This is a genomic window from Pseudomonas putida, from assembly GCF_022627325.1.
Classification (GTDB): domain Bacteria; phylum Pseudomonadota; class Gammaproteobacteria; order Pseudomonadales; family Pseudomonadaceae; genus Aquipseudomonas; species Aquipseudomonas putida_X.
On sequence record NZ_JAETZZ010000001.1, the window covers coordinates 770766 to 791269 of the forward strand.

Annotated in this window: 20 protein-coding genes; 4 read left to right on the plus strand and 16 right to left on the minus strand. The window is 63.3% G+C overall.

Annotated features, from left to right (window positions below; translation table 11 throughout):
- Positions 1-9: 9 nt before the first annotated feature.
- The 4 genes from JNA92_RS03480 to yegQ form a co-directional block, all read right to left on the minus strand.
- The gene (locus JNA92_RS03480) at positions 10-1008 is read right to left on the minus strand and encodes an alpha/beta fold hydrolase (protein ID WP_241803326.1); all 999 of its coding nucleotides are present in this window, start codon (positions 1006-1008) and stop codon (positions 10-12) included.
- Between the two features lie 75 nt (positions 1009-1083).
- On the minus strand, positions 1084-1521 hold the full coding sequence (locus tag JNA92_RS03485) for a YqaA family protein (RefSeq protein WP_241803327.1): 438 nt from the start codon (positions 1519-1521) through the stop codon (positions 1084-1086).
- Positions 1521-1949, minus strand: a complete 429-nt coding sequence (locus JNA92_RS03490) for a DUF411 domain-containing protein (RefSeq protein ID WP_241803328.1) — start codon at positions 1947-1949, stop codon at positions 1521-1523. Before JNA92_RS03490 ends, JNA92_RS03485 begins: the two co-directional genes overlap by 1 nt.
- Positions 1950-2064: 115 nt before the next feature.
- A complete protein-coding gene (gene yegQ / locus JNA92_RS03495) occupies positions 2065-3426 on the minus strand; it encodes a tRNA 5-hydroxyuridine modification protein YegQ (RefSeq protein WP_241803329.1) in 1362 nt (453 codons plus the stop codon).
- Between the two features lie 130 nt (positions 3427-3556).
- On the opposite strand from yegQ, the gene JNA92_RS03500 reads away from it, so the two are divergent.
- The gene (locus JNA92_RS03500) at positions 3557-4621 is read left to right on the plus strand and encodes an AI-2E family transporter (RefSeq protein ID WP_241803330.1); all 1065 of its coding nucleotides are present in this window, start codon (positions 3557-3559) and stop codon (positions 4619-4621) included.
- Between the two features lie 27 nt (positions 4622-4648).
- Here JNA92_RS03500 and JNA92_RS03505 read toward each other — a convergent pair whose 3' ends face one another.
- Entirely contained in the window at positions 4649-6715 is a 2067-nt protein-coding gene (locus JNA92_RS03505) for a TonB-dependent receptor family protein (RefSeq protein ID WP_241803331.1), read from the minus strand.
- A gap of 229 nt (positions 6716-6944) precedes the next feature.
- On the opposite strand from JNA92_RS03505, the gene JNA92_RS03510 reads away from it, so the two are divergent.
- On the plus strand, positions 6945-7193 hold the full coding sequence (locus JNA92_RS03510; RefSeq protein WP_241803332.1) for a response regulator transcription factor: 249 nt from the start codon (positions 6945-6947) through the stop codon (positions 7191-7193).
- A gap of 7 nt (positions 7194-7200) precedes the next feature.
- A complete protein-coding gene (locus JNA92_RS03515) occupies positions 7201-7563 on the plus strand; it encodes a hypothetical protein (RefSeq protein WP_241803333.1) in 363 nt (120 codons plus the stop codon).
- Here JNA92_RS03515 and JNA92_RS03520 read toward each other — a convergent pair.
- Positions 7560-7946: a helix-turn-helix domain-containing protein gene (locus tag JNA92_RS03520; RefSeq protein WP_241803334.1), complete on the minus strand. Its 387-nt coding sequence runs from the start codon at positions 7944-7946 to the stop codon at positions 7560-7562. The genes JNA92_RS03515 and JNA92_RS03520 overlap by 4 nt on opposite strands.
- 201 nt (positions 7947-8147) lie before the next feature.
- On the opposite strand from JNA92_RS03520, the gene JNA92_RS03525 reads away from it, so the two are divergent.
- Positions 8148-8423 (plus strand): ogr/Delta-like zinc finger family protein, encoded by a 276-nt coding sequence (locus tag JNA92_RS03525; protein WP_241803335.1) that lies wholly within the window; start codon positions 8148-8150, stop codon positions 8421-8423.
- Positions 8424-8497: 74 nt separating this feature from the next.
- Here the strand turns inward: JNA92_RS03525 and nuoN are convergent, their stop codons facing one another.
- The 10 genes from nuoN to nuoE form a co-directional block, all read right to left on the minus strand.
- Entirely contained in the window at positions 8498-9967 is a 1470-nt protein-coding gene (nuoN, locus tag JNA92_RS03530; RefSeq protein WP_241803336.1) for an NADH-quinone oxidoreductase subunit NuoN, read from the minus strand.
- Between the two features lie 7 nt (positions 9968-9974).
- On the minus strand, positions 9975-11507 hold the full coding sequence (gene nuoM / locus JNA92_RS03535; RefSeq protein WP_046787247.1) for an NADH-quinone oxidoreductase subunit M: 1533 nt from the start codon (positions 11505-11507) through the stop codon (positions 9975-9977).
- Positions 11508-11547: 40 nt separating this feature from the next.
- Positions 11548-13401 carry an NADH-quinone oxidoreductase subunit L gene (nuoL, locus tag JNA92_RS03540; protein ID WP_241803337.1) on the minus strand — a complete coding sequence of 618 codons (1854 nt, stop codon included), beginning with the start codon at positions 13399-13401 and terminating at the stop codon, positions 11548-11550.
- Positions 13398-13706 carry an NADH-quinone oxidoreductase subunit NuoK gene (gene nuoK, locus JNA92_RS03545; protein ID WP_003251446.1) on the minus strand — a complete coding sequence of 103 codons (309 nt, stop codon included), beginning with the start codon at positions 13704-13706 and terminating at the stop codon, positions 13398-13400. The genes nuoL and nuoK overlap by 4 nt, the downstream gene beginning before the upstream one ends.
- Positions 13707-13709: 3 nt before the next feature.
- Positions 13710-14210: an NADH-quinone oxidoreductase subunit J gene (gene nuoJ, locus JNA92_RS03550; protein ID WP_086978409.1), complete on the minus strand. Its 501-nt coding sequence runs from the start codon at positions 14208-14210 to the stop codon at positions 13710-13712.
- 10 nt (positions 14211-14220) lie between these two features.
- Positions 14221-14769, minus strand: coding sequence for an NADH-quinone oxidoreductase subunit NuoI (nuoI, locus tag JNA92_RS03555; protein WP_003251442.1), 549 nt, complete (start codon positions 14767-14769; stop codon positions 14221-14223).
- 11 nt (positions 14770-14780) lie between these two features.
- Complete coding sequence (gene nuoH / locus JNA92_RS03560; protein WP_012273297.1) at positions 14781-15788, minus strand: NADH-quinone oxidoreductase subunit NuoH; 1008 nt, start codon at positions 15786-15788, stop codon at positions 14781-14783.
- Positions 15785-18499: an NADH-quinone oxidoreductase subunit NuoG gene (nuoG, locus tag JNA92_RS03565; protein WP_241803338.1), complete on the minus strand. Its 2715-nt coding sequence runs from the start codon at positions 18497-18499 to the stop codon at positions 15785-15787. Before nuoG ends, nuoH begins: the two co-directional genes overlap by 4 nt.
- A gap of 132 nt (positions 18500-18631) precedes the next feature.
- Positions 18632-20008, minus strand: coding sequence for an NADH-quinone oxidoreductase subunit NuoF (gene nuoF, locus JNA92_RS03570; protein ID WP_012313766.1), 1377 nt, complete (start codon positions 20006-20008; stop codon positions 18632-18634).
- Positions 20005-20502, minus strand: coding sequence for an NADH-quinone oxidoreductase subunit NuoE (nuoE, locus tag JNA92_RS03575; RefSeq protein ID WP_241803339.1), 498 nt, complete (start codon positions 20500-20502; stop codon positions 20005-20007). Before nuoE ends, nuoF begins: the two co-directional genes overlap by 4 nt.
- Positions 20503-20504 lie beyond the last annotated feature (2 nt).

Below are 20504 nucleotides of genomic sequence, written 5' to 3' on the forward strand. Positions count from 1 at the left end.
GCTAACGCTTCAGCGCCCAAGCCAGTCGATCAGGGTGGTGTTGAAGCGCCGTGGCTCCTCGATCTGCGGTGCGTGCCCCATGCCCTCGAAGGTCACCAGCTCGCCTTGGGGAATCAGCTTGGCCACGTGCGGCCCCAGCTCTTTGTACTTGCCCAGCCGCGCCTTGACCTCGGGCGGTGCGATGTCGCTGCCAATGGCCGTGGTGTCCTGGTCGCCGATCAGCAGCAGGGTCGGCATCTTCAAGTCTTTGAACTCGTGGTACACCGGTTGGGTGAAGATCATGTCGTAGATCAGCGCCGAGTTCCACGCCACGGCTTCATGCCCAGGGCCCTTGTTCAGCCCCGCCAGCATCTGCACCCAACGCTCGTACTCAGGTTTCCAGCGCCCGGCGTAATAGGTCTTGCGCTCGTATTCACGCACGTCGTCGGCATCGAGCTTGAGCTCGCGGGCATACCACTGGTCCACCGTGCGGTAGGGCACGCCGAGGGCTTTCCAGTCTTCCAGGCCGATCGGGTTGACCATGGCCAGGCGCTCGACCTGTTGCGGGTACATCAACGCGTAACGGGTGGCGAGCATGCCGCCGGTGGAATGGCCGAGGATGATCGCTTGCTTGACGCCCAGTTGCTCCAGCAGGGCATGGGTGTTGCTGGCCAGTTGCTGGAAGCTGTATTGGTAATAGCCTGGCTTGCTTGAAGTGCAGAAGCCGACCTGGTCGGGCGCGATGACCCGGTAACCCGCCTGGCTCAACGCATCGATGGTGGTTTCCCAGGTGGCGGCGCAGAAATTCTTGCCATGCATCAGCACCACGCTGCGGCCGTTGGCCTGGCCTTTGGCAGGCACGTCCATGTAGCCCATCTGCAGGCTCTGCCCCTGGGACTGGAAGTCGAAATGCTTGAGGGGGTGGGGGTAGCTGAAGCCTTCGAGCTGCTTGCCGTAGGTGGGGGATTCGGCGGCGATGGCAGGGGCGCCGATGAGGCAGGCCAGGGCCAGGGCGGTTGCGCGTAGCATGGGGGCACTCCGTGTAGGACCATGTAGGAATTGGCGACTGTAACAGCCGTAAAGGCACCTTAAACGTTAAAGGTGTTACCAGGCATGAAACCAACCCAGGGTAATCACCGCTAAGACCAGGTAACGCCCGCCCTTGGCCAGGGTTACCAGGAGTAGGAAACGCCAGAACGGCTCACGCATGATCCCGGCAATCAGCGTCAACGGGTCGCCGATCACCGGCATCCAGCTCAGCAGCAATGACCATTGCCCCCAGCGCTGATAGCGCTGCTGGGCACGTTCCAGCTGGCGGGCGCTGAACGGGAACCAGCGCTTGTCGCGCAGCTGTTCGATGGCCCGCCCCAGCAGCCAGTTGACCACCGAGCCCAGCACGTTGCCCAGGGTGGCGACCAGCAACAGGGTCAGCCAGGCGTCGGGTTGGCGCAGCAGCAGGCCCACCAGCACCGCCTCCGACTGCAGCGGCAGCAGGGTGGCGGCGCCAAAAGCGCTGAGAAACAGCGCCCAGAGGCTCAGCATCAGTAGTTGGCGACAACGCTGTCCTGGCCATCGCGGGTTACCCCGATGACCTGATAGGCGTCCTTGCGATCCCCCATTTCCATGCCTGGCGAGCCCACCGGCATGCCGGGCACGGCCAGACCTATGAGGTCGTTGCGCTTGGCCAGCAGGCGCACCTGCTCGGCCGGGACATGGCCTTCGACGAACTTGCCGTCGATCACCCCGGTGTGGCACGAAGCCAGCCGCGGCGCCACGCCCAGCCGCTGCTTCACGGCACTCATGTTCGGCTCGACATGGTCGTTGACGGTAAAGCCGTTGTCACGGAGGTGGCTGATCCAAGCCTTGCAGCAACCGCAGTGGGGGTCGCGGTAGACGTCGATGGTTTCGCCAGCCTGGGCCAGCCCGGTGATGGCCAGCAGGCCGAGCGCGATCAGGTGTTTATGCAGCATGGTCAAACGACTCCTGTGGTCAGGCAGGCGCCGGCCCGCCATGCAAATGAGCTGCAGGATAGCGCAGGCGGCTTTCAGGCGCGATATACGCTGGCATGATCCTCACCCGCAGCTGTCAGCTGGCTGAACCGGACATTACATTTTTGTCAGCCAGTTCGTCCTGGCACAGGTCGCGCATCAGCAAGCCGTATTCCAGCGCTACCTGCTCCGGGATCGGCAGGTAGACCACATGGCCGTCCCCGGGCGCCACGTCGATGGCCTGCTGCTGGCGGCCGTACAGGTTGTGCAGGTCGAAATGATAATTGCCGCGCGGGGTCATCAGCTCCAGGTGATCGCCTACTGCGAAGCGGTTCTTCACCTTGACTTCGGCACGGCCGTCCACCCGGGCACCGGTCAGTTCGCCGACGAACTGCTGGCGCTCGGACAGCGAATTGCCCCGCTGGTAGTTCTGGTATTCGTCATGCACATGGCGACGCAGGAAACCTTCGGTGTAGCCCCGTTGGGCCAGCGATTCGAGGTTATCCATCAGGGCCCTGTCGAACGGGCGCCCGGCGGCGGCATCGTCTATGGCCTGGCGGTACGACTGCACGGTACGGGCGCAGTAGAAGTGCGACTTGGTGCGGCCTTCGATCTTCAGGGAGTGCACGCCCATGGCCGCCAGCCGCTCGACGTGCTGGATGGCGCGCAGGTCCTTGGCATTCATGATGTACGTGCCATGTTCATCTTCGAAGGCGGGCATCTCGGTACCGGGGCGGTTGCTTTCGTGCAGCAGGAACACCTGATCGGTCGGTGCGCCCAGGCCCAATGTCGGCTCGACCTCGCGCACGATGTCGCCGGCCGCGTTTTCAGTAGCTGGGGTGGCGTTGTACTTCCAGCGGCAGGCGTTGGTGCATGTGCCCTGGTTGGCATCGCGCTTGTTGAGGTAGCCCGACAGCAGGCAGCGGCCAGAGTAGGCCATGCACAGGGCGCCGTGGACAAACACTTCCAGTTCCATGTCAGGCACGTGCTGGCGGATTTCGCCGATTTCTTCGAGTGACAGTTCCCGCGACAGGATCACCCGGCTCAAGCCCAGGCGTTGCCAGAACTGCACGCTGGCCCAGTTGACCGTATTGGCCTGTACTGAGAGGTGTACAGCCATCTGCGGGAAGTGCTGGCGCACCAACATGATCAGGCCGGGATCGGACATGATCAGTGCATCGGGCGCCATGTCGATCACGGGCGCCAGGTCCTTGAGAAAGGTCTTGAGCTTGGCGTTGTGCGGCGCGATGTTGACCACCACGTAAAAGCGCTTGCCCCGTGCATGGGCCTCCTGGATGCCCAGCGCCAGGTTGGCATGGTCGAATTCGTTGTTGCGCACCCGCAGGCTGTAGCGTGGCTGGCCGGCGTAGACCGCGTCGGCGCCATAGGCGAATGCATAGCGCATGGTCTTGAGGGTGCCGGCAGGGGCCAGCAATTCAGGCTTGGCAGGAGCGTTCATATGTGCACCGGGACAAAAGGCACGGATGTTAAGGCCCGCATGCGGCGGATGAATTGATTTGAATCAACGCTGGGGTGGCACTTTTGCCCGGGTAGTGTGCACTAATGTCCAGCACTCACGAGGAACCGCCATGAACCAAACCGCTTTGCAGAACAAGGCCCTGGCAGTATTGCTGGCGCTGGTGACCATTGCCTTCGGCTGGATCCTGCTGCCGTACTATGGCGCCATCTTCTGGGCGGTGATCCTCGGCATCCTGTTCGCGCCACTGCAGCGGAACCTGCTGATCCGCTTCGGCAGGCGACGTAACCTGACGGCGGTGACCACCTTGCTGATTTGCCTGTTGGTAGCCATCTTGCCAGTGATCATCACCAGTGCCTTGCTGGTGCAGGAGGGCGCTACCCTTTACCAGCGTATCGAGAGCGGGGAACTGGATATCGCTGGCTATGTCGAGCGCGGCATGAACATGCTGCCGCCTTTCTTGCAGCACAGCCTGGACAGCATGGGCATGGGCAACCTGGAAGGGTTGCGCGACAAAATCACCAAATGGGCCACCCAGGGCAGCGAGATACTGGCCACTCAGGCCTTCAGTTTTGGCCAGGGTACTTTCGAGTTTCTGATCAGCTTCGGCATCATGCTCTACCTGCTGTTCTTCTTTCTGCGTGAGGGCGCAGAGGTGGCGCGGCGGGTACGTCTGGCCGTACCGCTGCCAGAGCACCAGAAGCGCCGCCTGCAGTTGAAGTTCAACCGTGTGGTGCGCGCCACGGTCAAGGGCAATGTGCTGGTGGCGATCACCCAAGGCGCCCTGGGCGGTTTCATCTTCTGGGTACTGGATATACCCAGCGCACTGGTCTGGGCGGTGCTGATGGCGTTTCTGTCACTGCTGCCGGCAGTGGGCGCGGGGATCATCTGGGCACCGGTGGCGGCGTATTTCCTGTTGACCGGGGCGATCTTGCAGGGGGTGATCCTGACCGCCTTCGGCGTGCTGGTGATTGGCCTGGTGGACAACCTGTTGCGGCCGATCCTGGTGGGCAAGGATACGCGGATGCCCGACTACCTGATTCTGGTGTCCACCTTGGGTGGGCTGGCCGTATTCGGCCTCAACGGGTTCGTGATCGGGCCGCTGATCGCGGCGCTCTTCATTTCCAGTTGGGGGATTTTCGCCGCGACCAAACCGCAGGTGCAGTTGCCTCAATAGGGGGCTGCCGCGCAGCCCTTGCCAGCCTCAACGGAAACTGTATGAAACCCCGGCATAGACGCCAAACCCTTCCCCTGGCGTCGACCGGGCAATGTCCTGCCCGGCATCGTCGTACCCCGGCGTGACTGTCGCCGCATAGCGTTCGTTGGTCAGGTTGCGCAGGTCAAGCCAGGTCTGCCAATCCTGTTTCGGCGAGTCCCAGCCCAGCCGCGCACCGAGCAGTGCATAGGCATCGGCGTGGTAACTGTTGGCGTAATCGACTTGCACCTTGGACGCCATCTGCGTGTTGACCCCGGCATAGAAGCCGCTTGGCCAGTCGTAGCGCAGTTCGGCCTGGTAGTAATGCATGGGAATCCCAGGCAGGCGGTTGTCGCCGAAGGTATCGTCGTCCCGGTAGTGGAAATCGCTGAACGTGTAGGCCTGGCGCAAACTGATCTTACCCGTGCCAGGCTGCTCCCAGAGGGTGCTGTCCAGGCCGGCCTCCACGCCTTGGTGCACCGTGGCGCTGGCATTGACCTCCTTGGCCGGGAGCCCCGCCTCGATTTCGACGGCCAACAGTTCATGGCGCACTTGCGAGTAGTACCAGGCCAGGTCCCAGCGGCCCAGCGCCGAATCGCCGCGCGCGCCCAGCTCCAGCGTGGTGGCGGTCTGGTTTTGCAGTTCGATCGGCTGCGTGGCGACCGTGGAGCTCCAGATCAGTGACCATGGGTGGGGTGGCTCCACGGACCGGCTCAGGTTGCCGTACACCTGCAACTGCGGGTCGATGTCATAGCGCAGGCCCAAGCGCGGTGCATAGTCCCAGTCATGTTGGCTCACCTTGCCGCCATCCTGCGGATAGGTGACCGCACTTTCACGGCGTGTGTAGATCATCGCCAGGCCAGTGGTCAGCCACAGGTCAGGGATCAGCTCCAGATCGTTGCCGACGTGCAGGACGGTATCCGACCCCTGGTAGCTGAAATCGCGGCTGCGTGCGCCGAAGTTGTCGCCCGTGCTGCGGGCGAACTGCGATGCGCCGCTGTTGGGCAGGTGCTTGGTGGTTCGCCAGCCCACGGTGGTGTTGCTCTGGTGACCCAGCAGGGTGTCGCGGCGTATGTAGTTCAGCGTGCCGCTGACATCGGTGTAGGCGACCTTCAGGCGCATCGGGCCTTCACGCAGGTCCATGGGGAAGTCGTGGTACACCAGCCCGGCTTCCACACGGGCATCGTCCTCGAGGTAGAAGGTGGTCTTGTTGGCCACCCAGGTGCTGCCCGGTTGCGGCCGGCTGTCGTCACGCGCCAGGTAGGCGGCGTTGGCGGCACGTGGGTGGTGCTTGATCTGGTCCTTGGTCAGGCGCCCGGCCAGCTCGTTCTCGGTTTCCCGGTAGCGCAGGTAGAAGCGCGTCTGCAGGTTGGGGTTGAACCGATAACCAACGTTGGCTGCGATGCCTTTGGCACTGCCGCTGCTGTGCGCCTGGTAGCCGTCGTATTCCGAGTCGGTGAGTGCTACGTAATAGTCGAGGTTGCCCAAAACCTGACCAGAGCTGATGTGCCTGTGCTGATAGCCGCGGCTGCCTGCCTCGTAGCGCACCTGCAACGGCGCGGTATCGTAGCCGGTATGCGTTACGTAGTTGATTGCGCCGCCCAGCGCCAGCGCGCCCTGATCGAAGCCGTTTGCCCCTCGCAACACGTCGGCGCGGCTCAGCCACAGCGGCTCGAACAGCTCGTAAGGGGTACCGCCCGGGCCAGTCAGCGGCAGGCCGTCGAACAGCGTGTACACCCCTGAACCGTGTGCCCCGGGTGCACGGTTGATGCCTGAGCCGCGGATGGACAGCTTGATGCCATCGTTGCCGGCCGACTGGGCGAACACCCCCGGCTGGTAGGCCAGCACGTCCTGGTTGCTGGCCACCCGTCCTTGCCCCACGCGCTGCATGTCCACCAGGTTGCTGGCGCCAGGCACTGCCTGCAGACGCTCGCGGGCGTCTTCCAGTTCGCTGTGTGCTTCGTCACTGATCAGCACCTCACCCAGTTCGACCGAAGGTGCGGCAGACACGTGCTGGGCGACAGCGAAAAGGGCCGCAAGGCCAATGCAGGGCGAGGGGGGCAACACGGGGCGCATCGTACAACTCCAGGTGAAAAGGGTAGGCAACGGCGTTGTGACGAGCGAAACGCCGCGCAGAGCACGGAGAGTTTCAGTTAATTGAAAGCAGCCATTGAGGACGAGTGTGTAGGACGGCGGTTTACAAAGCGTATGAATGGCACGGGTGTTTTGCGATTCGTATGGTGGAGTCCTACCGCGTCAGTCCGATAGCTGACGTGAACTGGCCATGATTGTTTGGAGTTCGGTGATGAAAGCCAATACGCGACAGAGCGAAGGTAGCCAAGTGGATACGCCTATTCGCCTGACCCCGCGAGAGCAGCAGGTATTGCTGTGGTGTGCCTATGGCAAGAGTTCGTGGGAAATCGGTCAGATCCTGCAGTGCCAGGAATCGACGGTGAATTTCCATGTGGGCAATATCCTGCGCAAATTCGATGTAACCACTCGCGTCGCCGCCGTGATCAAGGCCATTCGCTACGGCATGCTCGCAGAGCAGTGAGGCACTCATGAATGAAGTCGCATTGATTGATGGCGCTTTGTCCAGCGTCGTACCGTGGCTAGAGCGCGACGGGCGGGTGCTTTTCGGTGCAGTGTTGGGCGCTTTGCTGGTCAGCGCGGTGCGGGATCGGCTGGTCATCGTTTCGCGCAAGCGGCTTACGATGGGCAAGCAAGCCTTGCTGGCCCTGCTCAGCGTTGGCGTGGGTTACCTGTTCGAACCGCTGTTGCAAGGCTTGGCCCCCATGCTTTCCCGGGGCATGGCTGCTTTCGTGGCGGCGGTCGTGGTGGTGCCGATCAGCCTCAAGGTCATGGTATGGCTCGAATCGGTGGACCTTCGAGAAATCGTCCAGCGTTGGCGTCGTCGCGGTTAACCCTCGGAGGTATCGGGCAGACGGTAGGCGAGTGCATCCAGTTTCTTCTCCAACTCCTGGATGCGCTGCTTGTCCTTGATGTACAGCAGCGTGGCCTCGCGGTCGGCGCATGACAGGCTGCGCAAGCGTTCGAGCATGTCATCTTCCCAGCCTTCCGCGGTGTGCAAGGTACGCCCGCGCTCACCCATCAGCAGCCAGTCCAGCGAGCAAGCATGCTGCCGGGCAATATCTACGCATAATGAGTATGGGATGCTGTCCCGTACCTTCCAGCTGCTCAGCGTCTGTGGACTTACACCTAGCGCTCGGGCCAGTTGGGCGTCGCTTTCGGACTGGGTAATTTGCTTGAGGCGAGTCAGCACCGAGGCGAAAAAGCGGCTACTCATAACAGATATCCATAGCTGGTTTAATGACATTCCCTAGGCTTAAACTACTCGTTATGAATAATAACCCTGCAAAATGAGGAACATTATCGGCATGAACAGCAGTTTGATGAAAATCCCTTCTTATACCGTAGGCAATACTGACACAAATGGACGATCAACCTTACAGCCTATGCCATCGCTCGGCCTTTACAGGTATCTACCGTGAGTACTTACAAGCTGGTCTGCCCCCATTGCCATAGCCGGATGCGCATACGCACCAGCGAAGGGCGCCACATTTTCCTCAGAGTGGCCTATTTGCAATGCACCACAGAGGCCTGTGGCTGGTCGGTGAGGGCCGAGTTCGAAATGACCCATGAACTGTCACCCAGTGGGATGCCTAATCCGGATGTGTACTTGCCATCGGCCAGCAGTGATGTACGCAGGACGGCACTGCGCCGCAGTGAAGATGTTGCGCCAGGCAGGCAAACGGAAGGTTAGCGTAGCCGGCACGGCATGCAGCGCAGATAAAAAAACACCCCGCATAAGCGGGGTGTTTGGTATTGCCGGGTTGATCAGCCGATCAGTTGCAGGCCAGCCTGCTGGACCATGTCCAGCAATGGCTGCGGGTATACGCCCAGGACGAAGGCGAGAATGGCGATCGCCAGCAGCATGACGCCGCCAGTGCGCTGTTCCCACTTCAGCGGCGCATCGTGGCGGCGCAGGTTCGGCTCGACCAGGTACAGGGTGACCATCACGCGCAGGTAGTAGTAAACGCCGATGGCGCTACCGACCACCAGGGCACCGACCAGCCACCACAAGTGCGACTCGACGCCAGTGGCGATGATGTAGAACTTGCCGATGAAGCCCGCGGTCAGCGGGATACCGGCCAGCGACAGCATCATCACGGTCAGCACTGCGGTCAGGTACGGGCGGCGCCAGAACAGGCCGCGGTACTCGTACAGCGCATCGGCATCACGGCCGCCGTAAGGCGAGGACATCAGGGTGATGACACCGAAGGCACCCAGGCTGGTGATCACGTAGGTGACCAGGTACACGCCCATCGCTTCCATGGCCAGGCCCTTGCTGGCGATCAGGGCGATGAGCAGGTAGCCGAAGTGGGCGATGGACGAGTAACCGAGCAGACGCTTGAGGTTGCTCTGGGTCAGCGCCAGCAGGTTACCGACCAGGATCGAGGCGACCGCAATCACCGCCAGCACGGTGCTCAGCACGCCACTGCTGGCAGCAGGGGAGAGCATGAACAGGCGTACCACCACGGCGAACACCGCGACCTTGCTCGCGGTAGCCAGGAACGCGGCGACCGGGGCCGGGGCGCCTTCGTACACGTCCGGGGTCCACAGGTGGAAGGGTACCAGCGACAGCTTGAAGGCCAGGCCGACCAGCATCATGCCCAGGCCCAGTTGCGCCAGCAGGCTTGGCATGCTGGTGGCGGCCAGGGCTTTGCCGATCTGGTCGAAGCTCAGGCTGCCGGCATCGGCATACAGCAGGGCCATGCCGAACAGCAGGAAGGCCGAGCCTGCGGCCGACAGCACCATGTACTTGATACCGGCTTCCAGCGAACGCTTGTTGAAGAAGGCATACGCCACCAGGCCGTAGACCGGCACCGACAGCAGCTCCAGGCCGATGAACAGGCCGGCCAGGTGGTTGGCGCTGACCAGCACCAGGCCACCGAGGGCCGACATCAGCAGCAGCAGGTAGAGTTCTTCACGGTTACCCGGGAAACCCTTGGCGCCTTCACCCAGATAGGCGTGAGCCAGTGTGACGCAGGCCAGCGTGGCCACCAGAACGATCGCCATGTACAGGCAGGCGAACTTGTCGATGGTGACCAGCGAGGTCACCGCCAGCGGCGCGACCTTCAGCGCCGGCAGGATCGACAGCAGGGCCAGGTTCAGGCCCACGGTGGACAGCAGGAAGGTCTGCGAGTGGTTGCGCTTCCAGGCGATCGCCAGCATCACCACCACCGTGGTGATGGTGGTGATCAGCATCGGCGCCAATGCGATGAAGTGTTGAGTGGTGAATTCCATAGCGCTCTTACCGGGCCGAAGCGAGTTGAGTGAAAGCGGAGCCAAGCCACTGCTGCACACCGCTCATGGTGGCGGCAGAAGTGTCGAGGAACGGCTGCGGGTACACACCAAGCACGATCAGCAGCACCGCCAGGCCCAGCACCATGATCAGCTCGCGGCCGTCCATGCCGGCCAGCACGGTGTCGCTCTTGCTTGGGCCGAAGTAGGCACGGTGGATCATGATCAGCGAGTAGACCGAGCCGAAGACCAGGCCGGTGGTGGCGATCACGGTGATCCACGGCACGCTGGCGAAGCTGCCGATCAGGATCAGGAACTCGCCAACGAAGTTGCCGGTGCCTGGCAGGCCCAGCGATGCAGCGGCGAAGAACAGGCTGATGGCGGGCAGGTAGGCGATGCGGTGCCACAGGCCACCCATCTGGCGCATGTCACGGGTATGCAGGCGCTCGTACAGCTGGCCGGACAGGATGAACAGCGCGGCAGCCGACAGGCCGTGGGCCAGCATCTGGATCACCGCGCCTTGCAGGGCCTGCTGGCTGCCGGAGTAGATACCGATCAGCACGAAGCCCATGTGCGAAACGCTGGAGAAGGCGATCAGGCGCTTGATGTCGGTCTGCGCGAAGGCCAGGAAGGCACCGTAGAAGATGCCGATCAGGCCCAGGGTCATGGCGATCGGTGCAAACTCGGCCGAAGCGTTGGGGAACAGCGGCAGGGCGAAGCGCAGCAGGCCGTAGGCGGCTGTCTTCAGCAAGATGCCCGCCAGGTCCACGGAGCCTGCGGTCGGTGCCTGGGCGTGTGCATCAGGCAGCCAGGAGTGGAACGGCACCACCGGCAGCTTTACCGCGAAGGCGATGAAGAAGCCCAACATCAGCAGGTACTCGACGCCCGCCGGCAGTTCGGCCTTGAGCAAGTCACTGTAGTTGAAGGTCAGCACGCCGGTGGTGTTGTAGTTGACAAGCACCAGGCCAAGGATCGCCACCAGCATGATCAGGCCGCTGGCCTGGGTGAAGATGAAGAACTTGGTGGCGGCGTAGATCCGGGTCTTCTTGCCGTCTGCCGAGCTGTGACCCCAGAGCGCGATGAGGAAATACATCGGCACCAGCATCATTTCCCAGAAGAAGAAGAACAGGAACAGGTCCAGTGCCAGGAACACACCGACCACGCCGCCGAGGATCCACATCAGGTTGAGGTGGAAGAAGCCGACGTGGCGCTGAATCTCTTTCCAGGAGCACAGTACCGAAAGCACACCGAGCAGGCCGGTGAGCAGGATCATCAGCAGCGACAGGCCATCGAGGGCCAGGTGGATGCTGATGCCGAAGCGCTTGATCCACTCGACCTTGTATTCGAGTGCCCAGGCAGGTTCGGCGCCCGGTGCAGGCGCCAGGGTGTAGTCGCCGGTGCCCCACAGCCACAGGCCGATGCCGAGCAGCAGGGACATGGTCAGCAGCGCGATCCAGCGCGGCAGGGTGGAGCCGAAGCGCTCACCCAGCCAGCACAGGAAGCCGCCGATGAAAGGGATCAGGATCAGCCAAGGCAAAATCATGACGGGTTGGTTTCCTTTGGCAAAGTCGCAAGATTCATAGTCATACCGCAGCCACTACCACAGCACCGAGTACCAGCACGGCGCCCACGGCGATCGAGGCGGTGTACCAGCGCAGCTGACCGGTCTCGGTCTTGCTCATGGCGACGTGGCCGCCACGCGCCATGCGGGGGATCAGGCCGATGCTGCGGTCAACCGGGTCCTTGCGCAGGATGTGGCTGATCAGCAGATAAGGTTTGACGAAGAGCTTGTCGTAGATCCAGTCGAAGCCCCAGGCCGCGAACCACCAGGCCGACAGGACACGGCCGATGCTGCTGTTGGCGACGGCGCTGACGAAGCGGCGCTTGCCCAGGAACAGCAGGGCCGACAGCAGGATACCGGCGATGGCGATGGCGCCCGAGGCGATCTCCAGCGAGTGCTTGGCTTCACCGCCGGCATGGCCTGCGCTTTCAGGCAGCACGCCTGCCAGCGGCGGGTGGATCCAGGCGCCGACGAAGGTCGACAGCACGATCAGCACGCCCAGCGGCAGCCAGTGGCTGATGCCGTGGCCGGCGTGGGCCTCGGTCTTGGCTTCGCCATGGAAGGCGATGAAGATCAGGCGGAAGGTGTACAGCGAGGTCATGAACGCACCGACCAGGCCGGCGTACAGCAGGCCGGTATTGCCGCTGGCGAAGGCTTCCCAGAGGATCTCGTCCTTGGAGTAGAAGCCGACGGTCAGGATCGGCAGGGCGGCCAGGGCGGCACCACCGACCACGAAGCTGGCGTAGGCCAGCGGCAGTTTCTTCCACAGGCCGCCCATCTTGAAGATGTTCTGCTCGTGGTGGCAGGCAACGATCACCGCACCCGAGGCAAGGAACAGCAGGGCCTTGAAGAAGGCGTGGGTCATCAGGTGGAAGATTGCCGCGTCCCAGGCACCCACGCCCAGCGCCAGGAACATGTAGCCGATCTGGCTCATGGTCGAGTAGGCGAGGATACGCTTGATGTCGGTCTGCACCAGCGCAGCGAAGCCTGCCAGTACCAGGGTCACGCCACCGACCACACCTACAAGGTGCAGGATGTCCGGCGCCAGCAGGAACAGGCCGTTGGTGCGGGCGATCAGGTACACGCCTGCGGTCACCATGGTGGCGGCGTGGATCAGTGCCGAAACCGGGGTAGGGCCTGCCATCGCGTCGGCCAGCCAGGTCTGCAGCGGCAGCTGTGCCGATTTACCCACCGCACCACCGAGCAGCATCAGCGTGGCCAGCACCATCCAGGTGTCGCCAGCCTGGAATTTCTGTGGTGCCAGCACCAGCAGTTCCTGCACGTTCAGGGTGCCCAGCTGGGCGAACAGGATGAACAGGCCGATGGCCATGAACACGTCGCCGATACGGGTGACGATGAAGGCCTTGAGTGCCGCGTTACCGTTGTTGCGGTTGCTGTAGTAGAAACCGATCAACAGGTACGAGCACAGGCCCACGCCTTCCCAGCCGAAGTAGATGAACAGCAGGTTATCGCCCAGGATCAGGAACAGCATGCTGGCGATGAACAGGTTGGTGTAGGAGAAGAAGCGCGAGTAACCGGCTTCGCCACGCATGTACCAGGACGCGAACAGGTGAATCAGGAAGCCCACGCCAGTGACCACGCCGAGCATGGTGACCGACAGGCCGTCCAGGTACAGGGTGAAGTTCGGCGCGAAGCCGTCCACCGACATCCACTGCCACAGCAGCTGGCTGTACGCGCCGCCTTCAGGCGGGGCGACATTGAATTGCCAGATGACGTAGGCCGCCACGGCGGCCGAGAGGCCGACCGAGCCGACGCCGATCAGGGCGGACAGGTTCTCCGAGAACCGCCCGCGCGAGAACGACAGCAGCAAGAAGCCGATCAGGGGGAAGACGAAAGTCAGGAAGAGAAGGTTCATCCGCGCATCTCACTGGCAGCATCGATGTCGAGAGTGTGGAAGCGGCGATACAGCTGCAGCAGGATCGCCAGGCCGATACTGGCCTCGGCGGCTGCCAGGCTGATCACCAGAATGAACATCACCTGGCCGTCGGGCTGCACCCAACGGGCACCGGCGACGACGAACGCCAGGGCAGAGGCGTTCATCATGACTTCCAGGCTCATGAGCACGAAGAGGATGTTGCGGCGGACCATCAGGCCAACCAGACCTAAGCAGAACAGGATGCCGGCGACCGCCAGCCCATGCTCGAGAGGGATAGCACCCATGATTTACTCCTTCGCCTCGTTGCGGCCCAGGTGGAAGGCGGTGACGGCTGCCGCGAGCAGCAGCATCGAGGCCAGTTCGACCACCAGCAGGTACGGGCCGAACAGGCTGATGCCCACTTCTTTCGGGCCCACGGTGGTGCCGCTGATGCCGGCGCCGCTTGGGGTGACGAACAGCACGTACAGCAGTTCCAGCAGCAGCAGGGTGCCAAGTATCACCGGCCCTGCCCAGATACCGGGCTTGAGCCAGCCGCGCTCCTGGGCGACCGAGGCCGGCCCGAGGTTGAGCATCATCACCACGAAGACGAACAGCACCATGATGGCGCCGGCGTAGGCGATCACTTCCAGGGCGCCGGCGAACGGCGCACCCAGGGAGAAGAAGATCATTGCCACGGAAATCAGCGAAATGATCAGGTAGAGCAGGGCGTGCACGGGGTTGGTACCGGTCACCACCCGAAGGGTGGAGACCACGGCGATCCCGGATGCGAAGTAGAAAGCGAATTCCATCTTTCTGTCCTTATGGGAGCAAGCTCTTCACGTTGATCGGCTCGGCTTCGTTCTGTGCAGAGCCTTTCGGCTTGCCAGCGATCGCCATACCCGCAACACGGTAGAAGTTGTAGTCAGGGTTCTTGCCGGGGCCGGAGATCAGAAGATCTTCTTTCTCGTACACCAGGTCCTGACGCTTGAACTCGGCCATTTCGAAATCCGGAGTCAGCTGGATCGCGGTGGTCGGGCACGCTTCCTCGCACAGGCCGCAGAAAATGCAGCGCGAGAAGTTGATGCGGAAGAACTCCGGGTACCAGCGGCCGTCCTCGGTCTCGGCCTTCTGCAGCGAGATGCAGCCGACCGGGCAGGCCACCGCGCAGAGGTTGCACGCCACGCAGCGCTCCTCGCCGTCGGGGTCGCGGGTCAGGACGATGCGGCCACGATAGCGTGGTGGCAGGTACACGGGTTCTTCGGGGTACTGCAGGGTGTCGCGCTTGCGGAACCCGTGGGAGAACACCATTGCCAGGCTGCGCAGCTGAGTGCCGGTGCCCTTAACGATGTCGCCGATATACTTGAACATGGGTCAAATCCTCACTGGGCCGCGACGGCTGGCGTGTTGTAAAGCACGATCGCAGCGGTCACCAGCAAATTGATCAGGGTCAGCGGCAGGCAGAACTTCCAGCTGAAGTCCATCACCTGGTCATAGCGTGGGCGCGGGATCGAAGCGCGCAGCAGGATGAACAGCATGATGAAGAACGCGGTTTTCAGCGCGAACCACAGGAACGGCACTTGCGGCAGGATGCCGAACGGGCCGTGCCAGCCACCGAAGAACAGGGTCACCAGCAGCGCCGAGATGAGGATGATGCCGATGTACTCACCGACGAAGAACATGCCCCATTTCATGCCGGCATACTCGATGTGGTAGCCGTCGGCCAGTTCCTGCTCGGCTTCTGGCTGGTCGAACGGGTGACGGTGGGTCACGGCGACGCCGGCGATGAAGAACGTGCAGAAGCCGAAGAACTGCGGAATGATGAACCACAGGTTCTGGGCCTGGTATTCAACGATGTCACGCATGTTGAACGAGCCCACCTGCACCACCACGCCCATCAGCGCCAAGCCCAGGAACACTTCGTACGACACGGTCTGGGCCGAGGCACGCAAGCTGCCCAGCAGGGCGTACTTGTTGTTCGACGACCAGCCGGCGAACAGCACCGCGTACACCGACAGGCCGGCCATGGCGAAGAAGAACAGCAGGCCGATGTTCAGGTCGGCAACGCCCCAACCTGGGGTGATCGGGATGATCGAGAAGCCGATCAGCAGCGCGCTCATGGCCACGACCGGCGCCAGGGTGAAGATCATCTTGTCGACGAAGGGCGGGTTCCAGTCTTCCTTGAAGAACATCTTCAGCATGTCGGCGGCGATCTGGAACATGCCGAACGGGCCGACACGGTTAGGACCGTAGCGGTCCTGCCACCAGCCCAGCAGGCGGCGCTCGACGAAGCTGAGCAGGGCGCCGCAGACCACGACGGCCAGCAGCACCACGATAGCCTTGACGACCTGGATGATCACATCGATCACTTCGGGGGTGAACCAGCTCATTGTGCTGCCTCCTGCAGACCTTCGACGGGTGCACCGAAGATGGCCGGCGGGATGCCGGCCAGGCCTTTGGGCAGCGCGACCAGGCCAGCGCCCAGTTCTTCATTGATGCGCAGCGGCAGGCGCAGGGCCACACCGCCCACGTTCAGGCTCAGCAGCGCGCCTTCGTTGACGCCCAGGCGGTCGGCCTCGGACTTGGCCAGCGCCACGTAAGCGGCAGGGATGCGCTCCTGGACCGGCGCAGCGCGCGAAGAGCTTTCTTCGCTGCCGAACAGGTGGAAGAACGGTACTGCGGTCCAGGTGCCACGGGCCGGGTTGAAGGCGCCCGGAACGGTATCGAACCAGGACAGGCGATCACCGTGCGATTCGATCAGGCGCACGCCCGGGTCACCGGCACGCAGGTGGCCACCTACCTCGTCCTGGAACTTGTTCCAGGCTTGCGGCGAGTTCCAGCCCGGCGACCAGGCAAACGGCACCTGCTGGCGCGGTTCGGCAGAGCCCGAGTAGCCTTCCATGGAGTAGGCGAACGCGGTGTCCTTGTCCTGCGGGGTACGAGGTTCGTGCACGCTGATGTTGGCGCGCATCGCGGTGCGGCCGGAGTAGCGCAGCGGCTCACGGGCCAGCTTCATACCCTTGATGCGGAATGCCGCAGAAGGTGCTGCGTTGACGATGCCGGCCAGTTGCGGGGCAGCCTCGGCGCAGGCGCTGGTGACGTGGTCCAGCTGGGTCCAGTCGACCGGCTTGTTCAGCAGCGTGGCACGCAGGGCGTGCATCCAGCGCCAGCCTTCGTGCACCAGGATGCTGCTGTCCAGGTACTGCGGGTCGAACACCTGGAAGAAGCGCTGGGCACGGCCTTCCTGGCTGACCAGGGTACCGTCGCCTTCGGCGAACGAGGCCGCCGGCAGCACCAGGTGGGCGCGCTCCAGGGTGGCGGTGTGGGAGTGGTCGGCGACGATCACGACCTTTGCCGCTGCCAGGGCAGCATCGACCTTGGCGGCCGGTACGCGGGTGTACAGGTCGTTTTCCAGCACCACGATGGCGTCGGCCTTGCCGCTGATGACCGCATCCAGCGCGGCATCGACGGACTCGCCGCCGAGCATGGCCAGGCCAAGGCTGTTGGCCTCAGGTACGACCAGGCTCAGCGAGCCGTTTTTCTCGCGCAGCTTCAGGGCTTTGGCGATGTTCGCAGCTGCCTCGATCAGTGCAGGGTCGGCCAGCGAAGTACCGGCAACCACCAGCGGGCGTTTGGCCGCTACCAGGGCGCCGGCGATGCGCTCGGCCAGGGCCTTGGCTTCGTCGTCCAGGCCTGCTACGGCCGGGGCGCTCGGATCGATGGCGTGGGCCACGGCGAAGCCGATACGCGCAAGGTCGGCAGGGGCGGCGTGCACGCATTCTTCGGCAACGTCGTCCAGTTTGGTTTCGGCCAGGCTGGCGATGAACAGCGGATACAGCGCGTGCTGGCCGATGTTCTTCACCGCAGCGTCGAGCCAGGGCTGCACTTTCATGGCCTCGGCCATGGCTTCGGCCTTGCCCTTGGTGGCTTGACGTACGGCCAGGGCGACACGGGCAGCGGTCTGGGTCAGGTCTTCGCCGAGCACGAACACAGCGTCGTGGTCTTCGATGTCGCGCAGGGTCGGCACTGGCAGCGGGCTGCTATTGAGCACGTTCAGGGCCAGGCGTACGCGAGCCAGCTCACCGGCTTCCATACCCGAATAGAAGTAATCGGCACCGACCAGTTCACGCAGGCCGTAGTTGCTTTCCAGGCTGGCGCGGGGCGAGCCGATACCCACGATGGTCCGGCCGCGCAGCAGGTCGGCAGCCTTGTCCAGCGCAGCGTCCAGGCCCAGCTTGGTGCCATCGGCCAGGCGTGGCTGGCGTGGGCGGTCGGTGCGGTTGACGTAGCCATAACCGAAGCGGCCGCGGTCGCACAGGAAGTACTGGTTGACCGAGCCGTTGAAACGGTTTTCGATCCGGCGCAGTTCGCCGTAACGCTCGCCCGGGCTGATGTTGCAGCCGCTGGAGCAGCCGTGGCAGATGCTTGGGGCGAACTGCATGTCCCACTTGCGGTTGTAGCGCTCGGAGTGCGTCTTGTCGGTGAACACACCGGTCGGGCAGACCTCGGTCAGGTTGCCGGAGAACTCGCTTTCCAGTACGCCGTCTTCGACGCGGCCGAAGTACACGTTGTCGTGGGCGCCATAGACACCCAGGTCGGTGCCGCCGGCGTAGTCCTTGTAGTAGCGCACGCAGCGGTAGCAGGCGATGCAGCGGTTCATCTCGTGAGCGATGAACGGGCCGAGGTCCTGGTTCTGGTGGGTTCGCTTGGTGAAACGGTAGCGGCGCTCGTTGTGGCCGGTCATTACCGTCATGTCCTGCAGGTGGCAGTGGCCGCCTTCCTCGCACACTGGGCAGTCGTGCGGGTGGTTGGTCATCAGCCATTCGACGACGCTGGCGCGAAACGCCTTGGATTCGTCATCGTCGATGGAAATCCAGGTGCCGTCGGAGGCAGGGGTCATGCAGGACATGACGATACGACCACGGGTGTCGTTCTCGTCGGTGTACTGCTTGACCGCACACTGCCGACAGGCACCAACGCTTCCAAGCGCCGGGTGCCAGCAGAAATAGGGGATGTCGAGGCCGAGCGACAGACACGCCTGTAACAGGTTGTCTGCACCGTTGACTTCGAGCGCTTTGCCGTCTACGTGGATAGTGGCCATTGTTCAAAGTTCTTCGTTGGCCCGCGTGAGCGGGCGTGGCTAATGGAAATCTGTGAGCCTGCGGCCCGCCGCGAATCGTTCGGGCCGGCCTGCAGGCTGGCGGGTGGCACGGACCACCCGCGTGCTATCTTTTTATGCGCCGACTACAATCGGCCCGGCCTGAATAGGCTTGGCCAGGTTCGGGCGCAGGGTGCCAGCGCTTTCAGGCGCCACACCGGCCTCGAACTCCGAGCGGAAGTATTTGATGGCACTGCCCAGCGGCTCGACGGCACCGGGTGCGTGAGCGCAGAAGGTGCGGCCTGGGCCGAGGAAGTTGACCAGACCCAGCAGGGTCTCGATGTCTTCGGCGCGGCCCTGGCCGTTTTCCAGGGAACGCAGCATCTTCACGCTCCACGGCAGGCCGTCCCGGCAAGGGGTGCACCAGCCGCACGATTCGCGGGCGAAGAACTCTTCCATGTTGCGCAGCAGCGAAACCATGTTGACGCTGTCGTCGACCGCCATGGCCAGGCCCGTACCCATGCGGGTGCCAACCTTGGCGATGCCGCCGGCGTACATCTGCGCGTCGAGGTGCTCGGGCAGCAGGAAACCGGTACCGGCGCCGCCTGGCTGCCAGCACTTGAGCTTGAAGCCGTCGCGCATACCGCCGGCGTAGTCTTCGAACAGCTCGCGGGCGGTGACGCCGAACGGCAACTCCCAAAGCCCCGGGTTCTTCACCTTGCCGGAGAAGCCCATCAGCTTGGTGCCGTGGTCCTCGCTGCCTTCGCGGGCCAGCGACTTGTACCAGTCGTTGCCGTTGGCGACGATGGCCGGCACGTTGCACAGGGTCTCGACGTTGTTCACGCACGTCGGCTTGCCCCACACGCCTACGGCGGCAGGGAAGGGCGGCTTGGAGCGCGGGTTGGCGCGGCGGCCTTCCAGCGAGTTGATCAGTGCGGTTTCTTCACCGCAGATGTAGCGCCCGGCACCGGTGTGCACGAACAGCTCGAAGTCGAAGCCCGAGCCGAGGATGTTCTTGCCCAGCAGGCCGGCAGCCTTGGCTTCATCGATGGCGCGGTTGAGGTTCTTCGCCGCGGTGGTGTACTCGCCACGCAGGAAGATGTAGCCGCGGTAGGCCTTCAGGGCGCGGGCGCTGATCAGCATGCCCTCGACCAGCAGATGGGGCTGTTGCTCCATCAGCATGCGGTCCTTCCAGGTGTTGGGCTCCATTTCATCCGCGTTGCACAGCAGGTAGCGGATGTTCATGGATTCGTCTTTGGGCATCAGGCCCCACTTCACGCCAGTCGGGAAGCCCGCGCCGCCGCGGCCCTTGAGGCCGGAGTCCTTGACGCTCTGCACGATGTCGTCGGCGGACATTTCTGCCAGCGCCTTGCGGGCGGCAGCGTAGCCGTTCTTGGCCTGGTACTCGTCGAGCCACACCGGCTCGCCGTCGTCACGCAGGCGCCAGGTCAGCGGGTGAGTTTCGGCCGAACGCGCGATGCGGTTGGCCGGGCCGAAGGAAGTGATGGTCATACGTAACCCTCCAGCAGCTTGGAAACGCCAGCAGGCTGCACGTCGCCAAAGGTATCGTCATCGATCATCAGCGCCGGGGCCTTGTCGCAGTTGCCCAGGCAGCAGACCGGCAGCAGGGTGAAACGCCCGTCCGCAGTGGTCTGGCCAAGGCCGATGCCCAGTTCGCTCTGGATCTGGCTGACCACCGACTCGTGGCCGCCGATATAGCAGACCATGCTGTCGCACACACGAATGATGTGGCGGCCCACAGGCTGGCGGAAAATCTGGCTGTAGAACGTGGCCACACCCTCGACGTCGCTGGCAGGGATGCCCAGCACCTCACCGATGGCGTAGATGGCGCCGTCCGGCACCCAGCCGCGCGCCTTCTGGACGATCTTCAAGGCTTCGATGGACGCCGCACGCGGGTCCTCGTAGTGGTGCATTTCGTGCTCGATGGCCGAGCGCTCGGTTTCGCTCAGGGCGAAACGGTCTGTCTGGATAAGCGTGCTGTTCATGC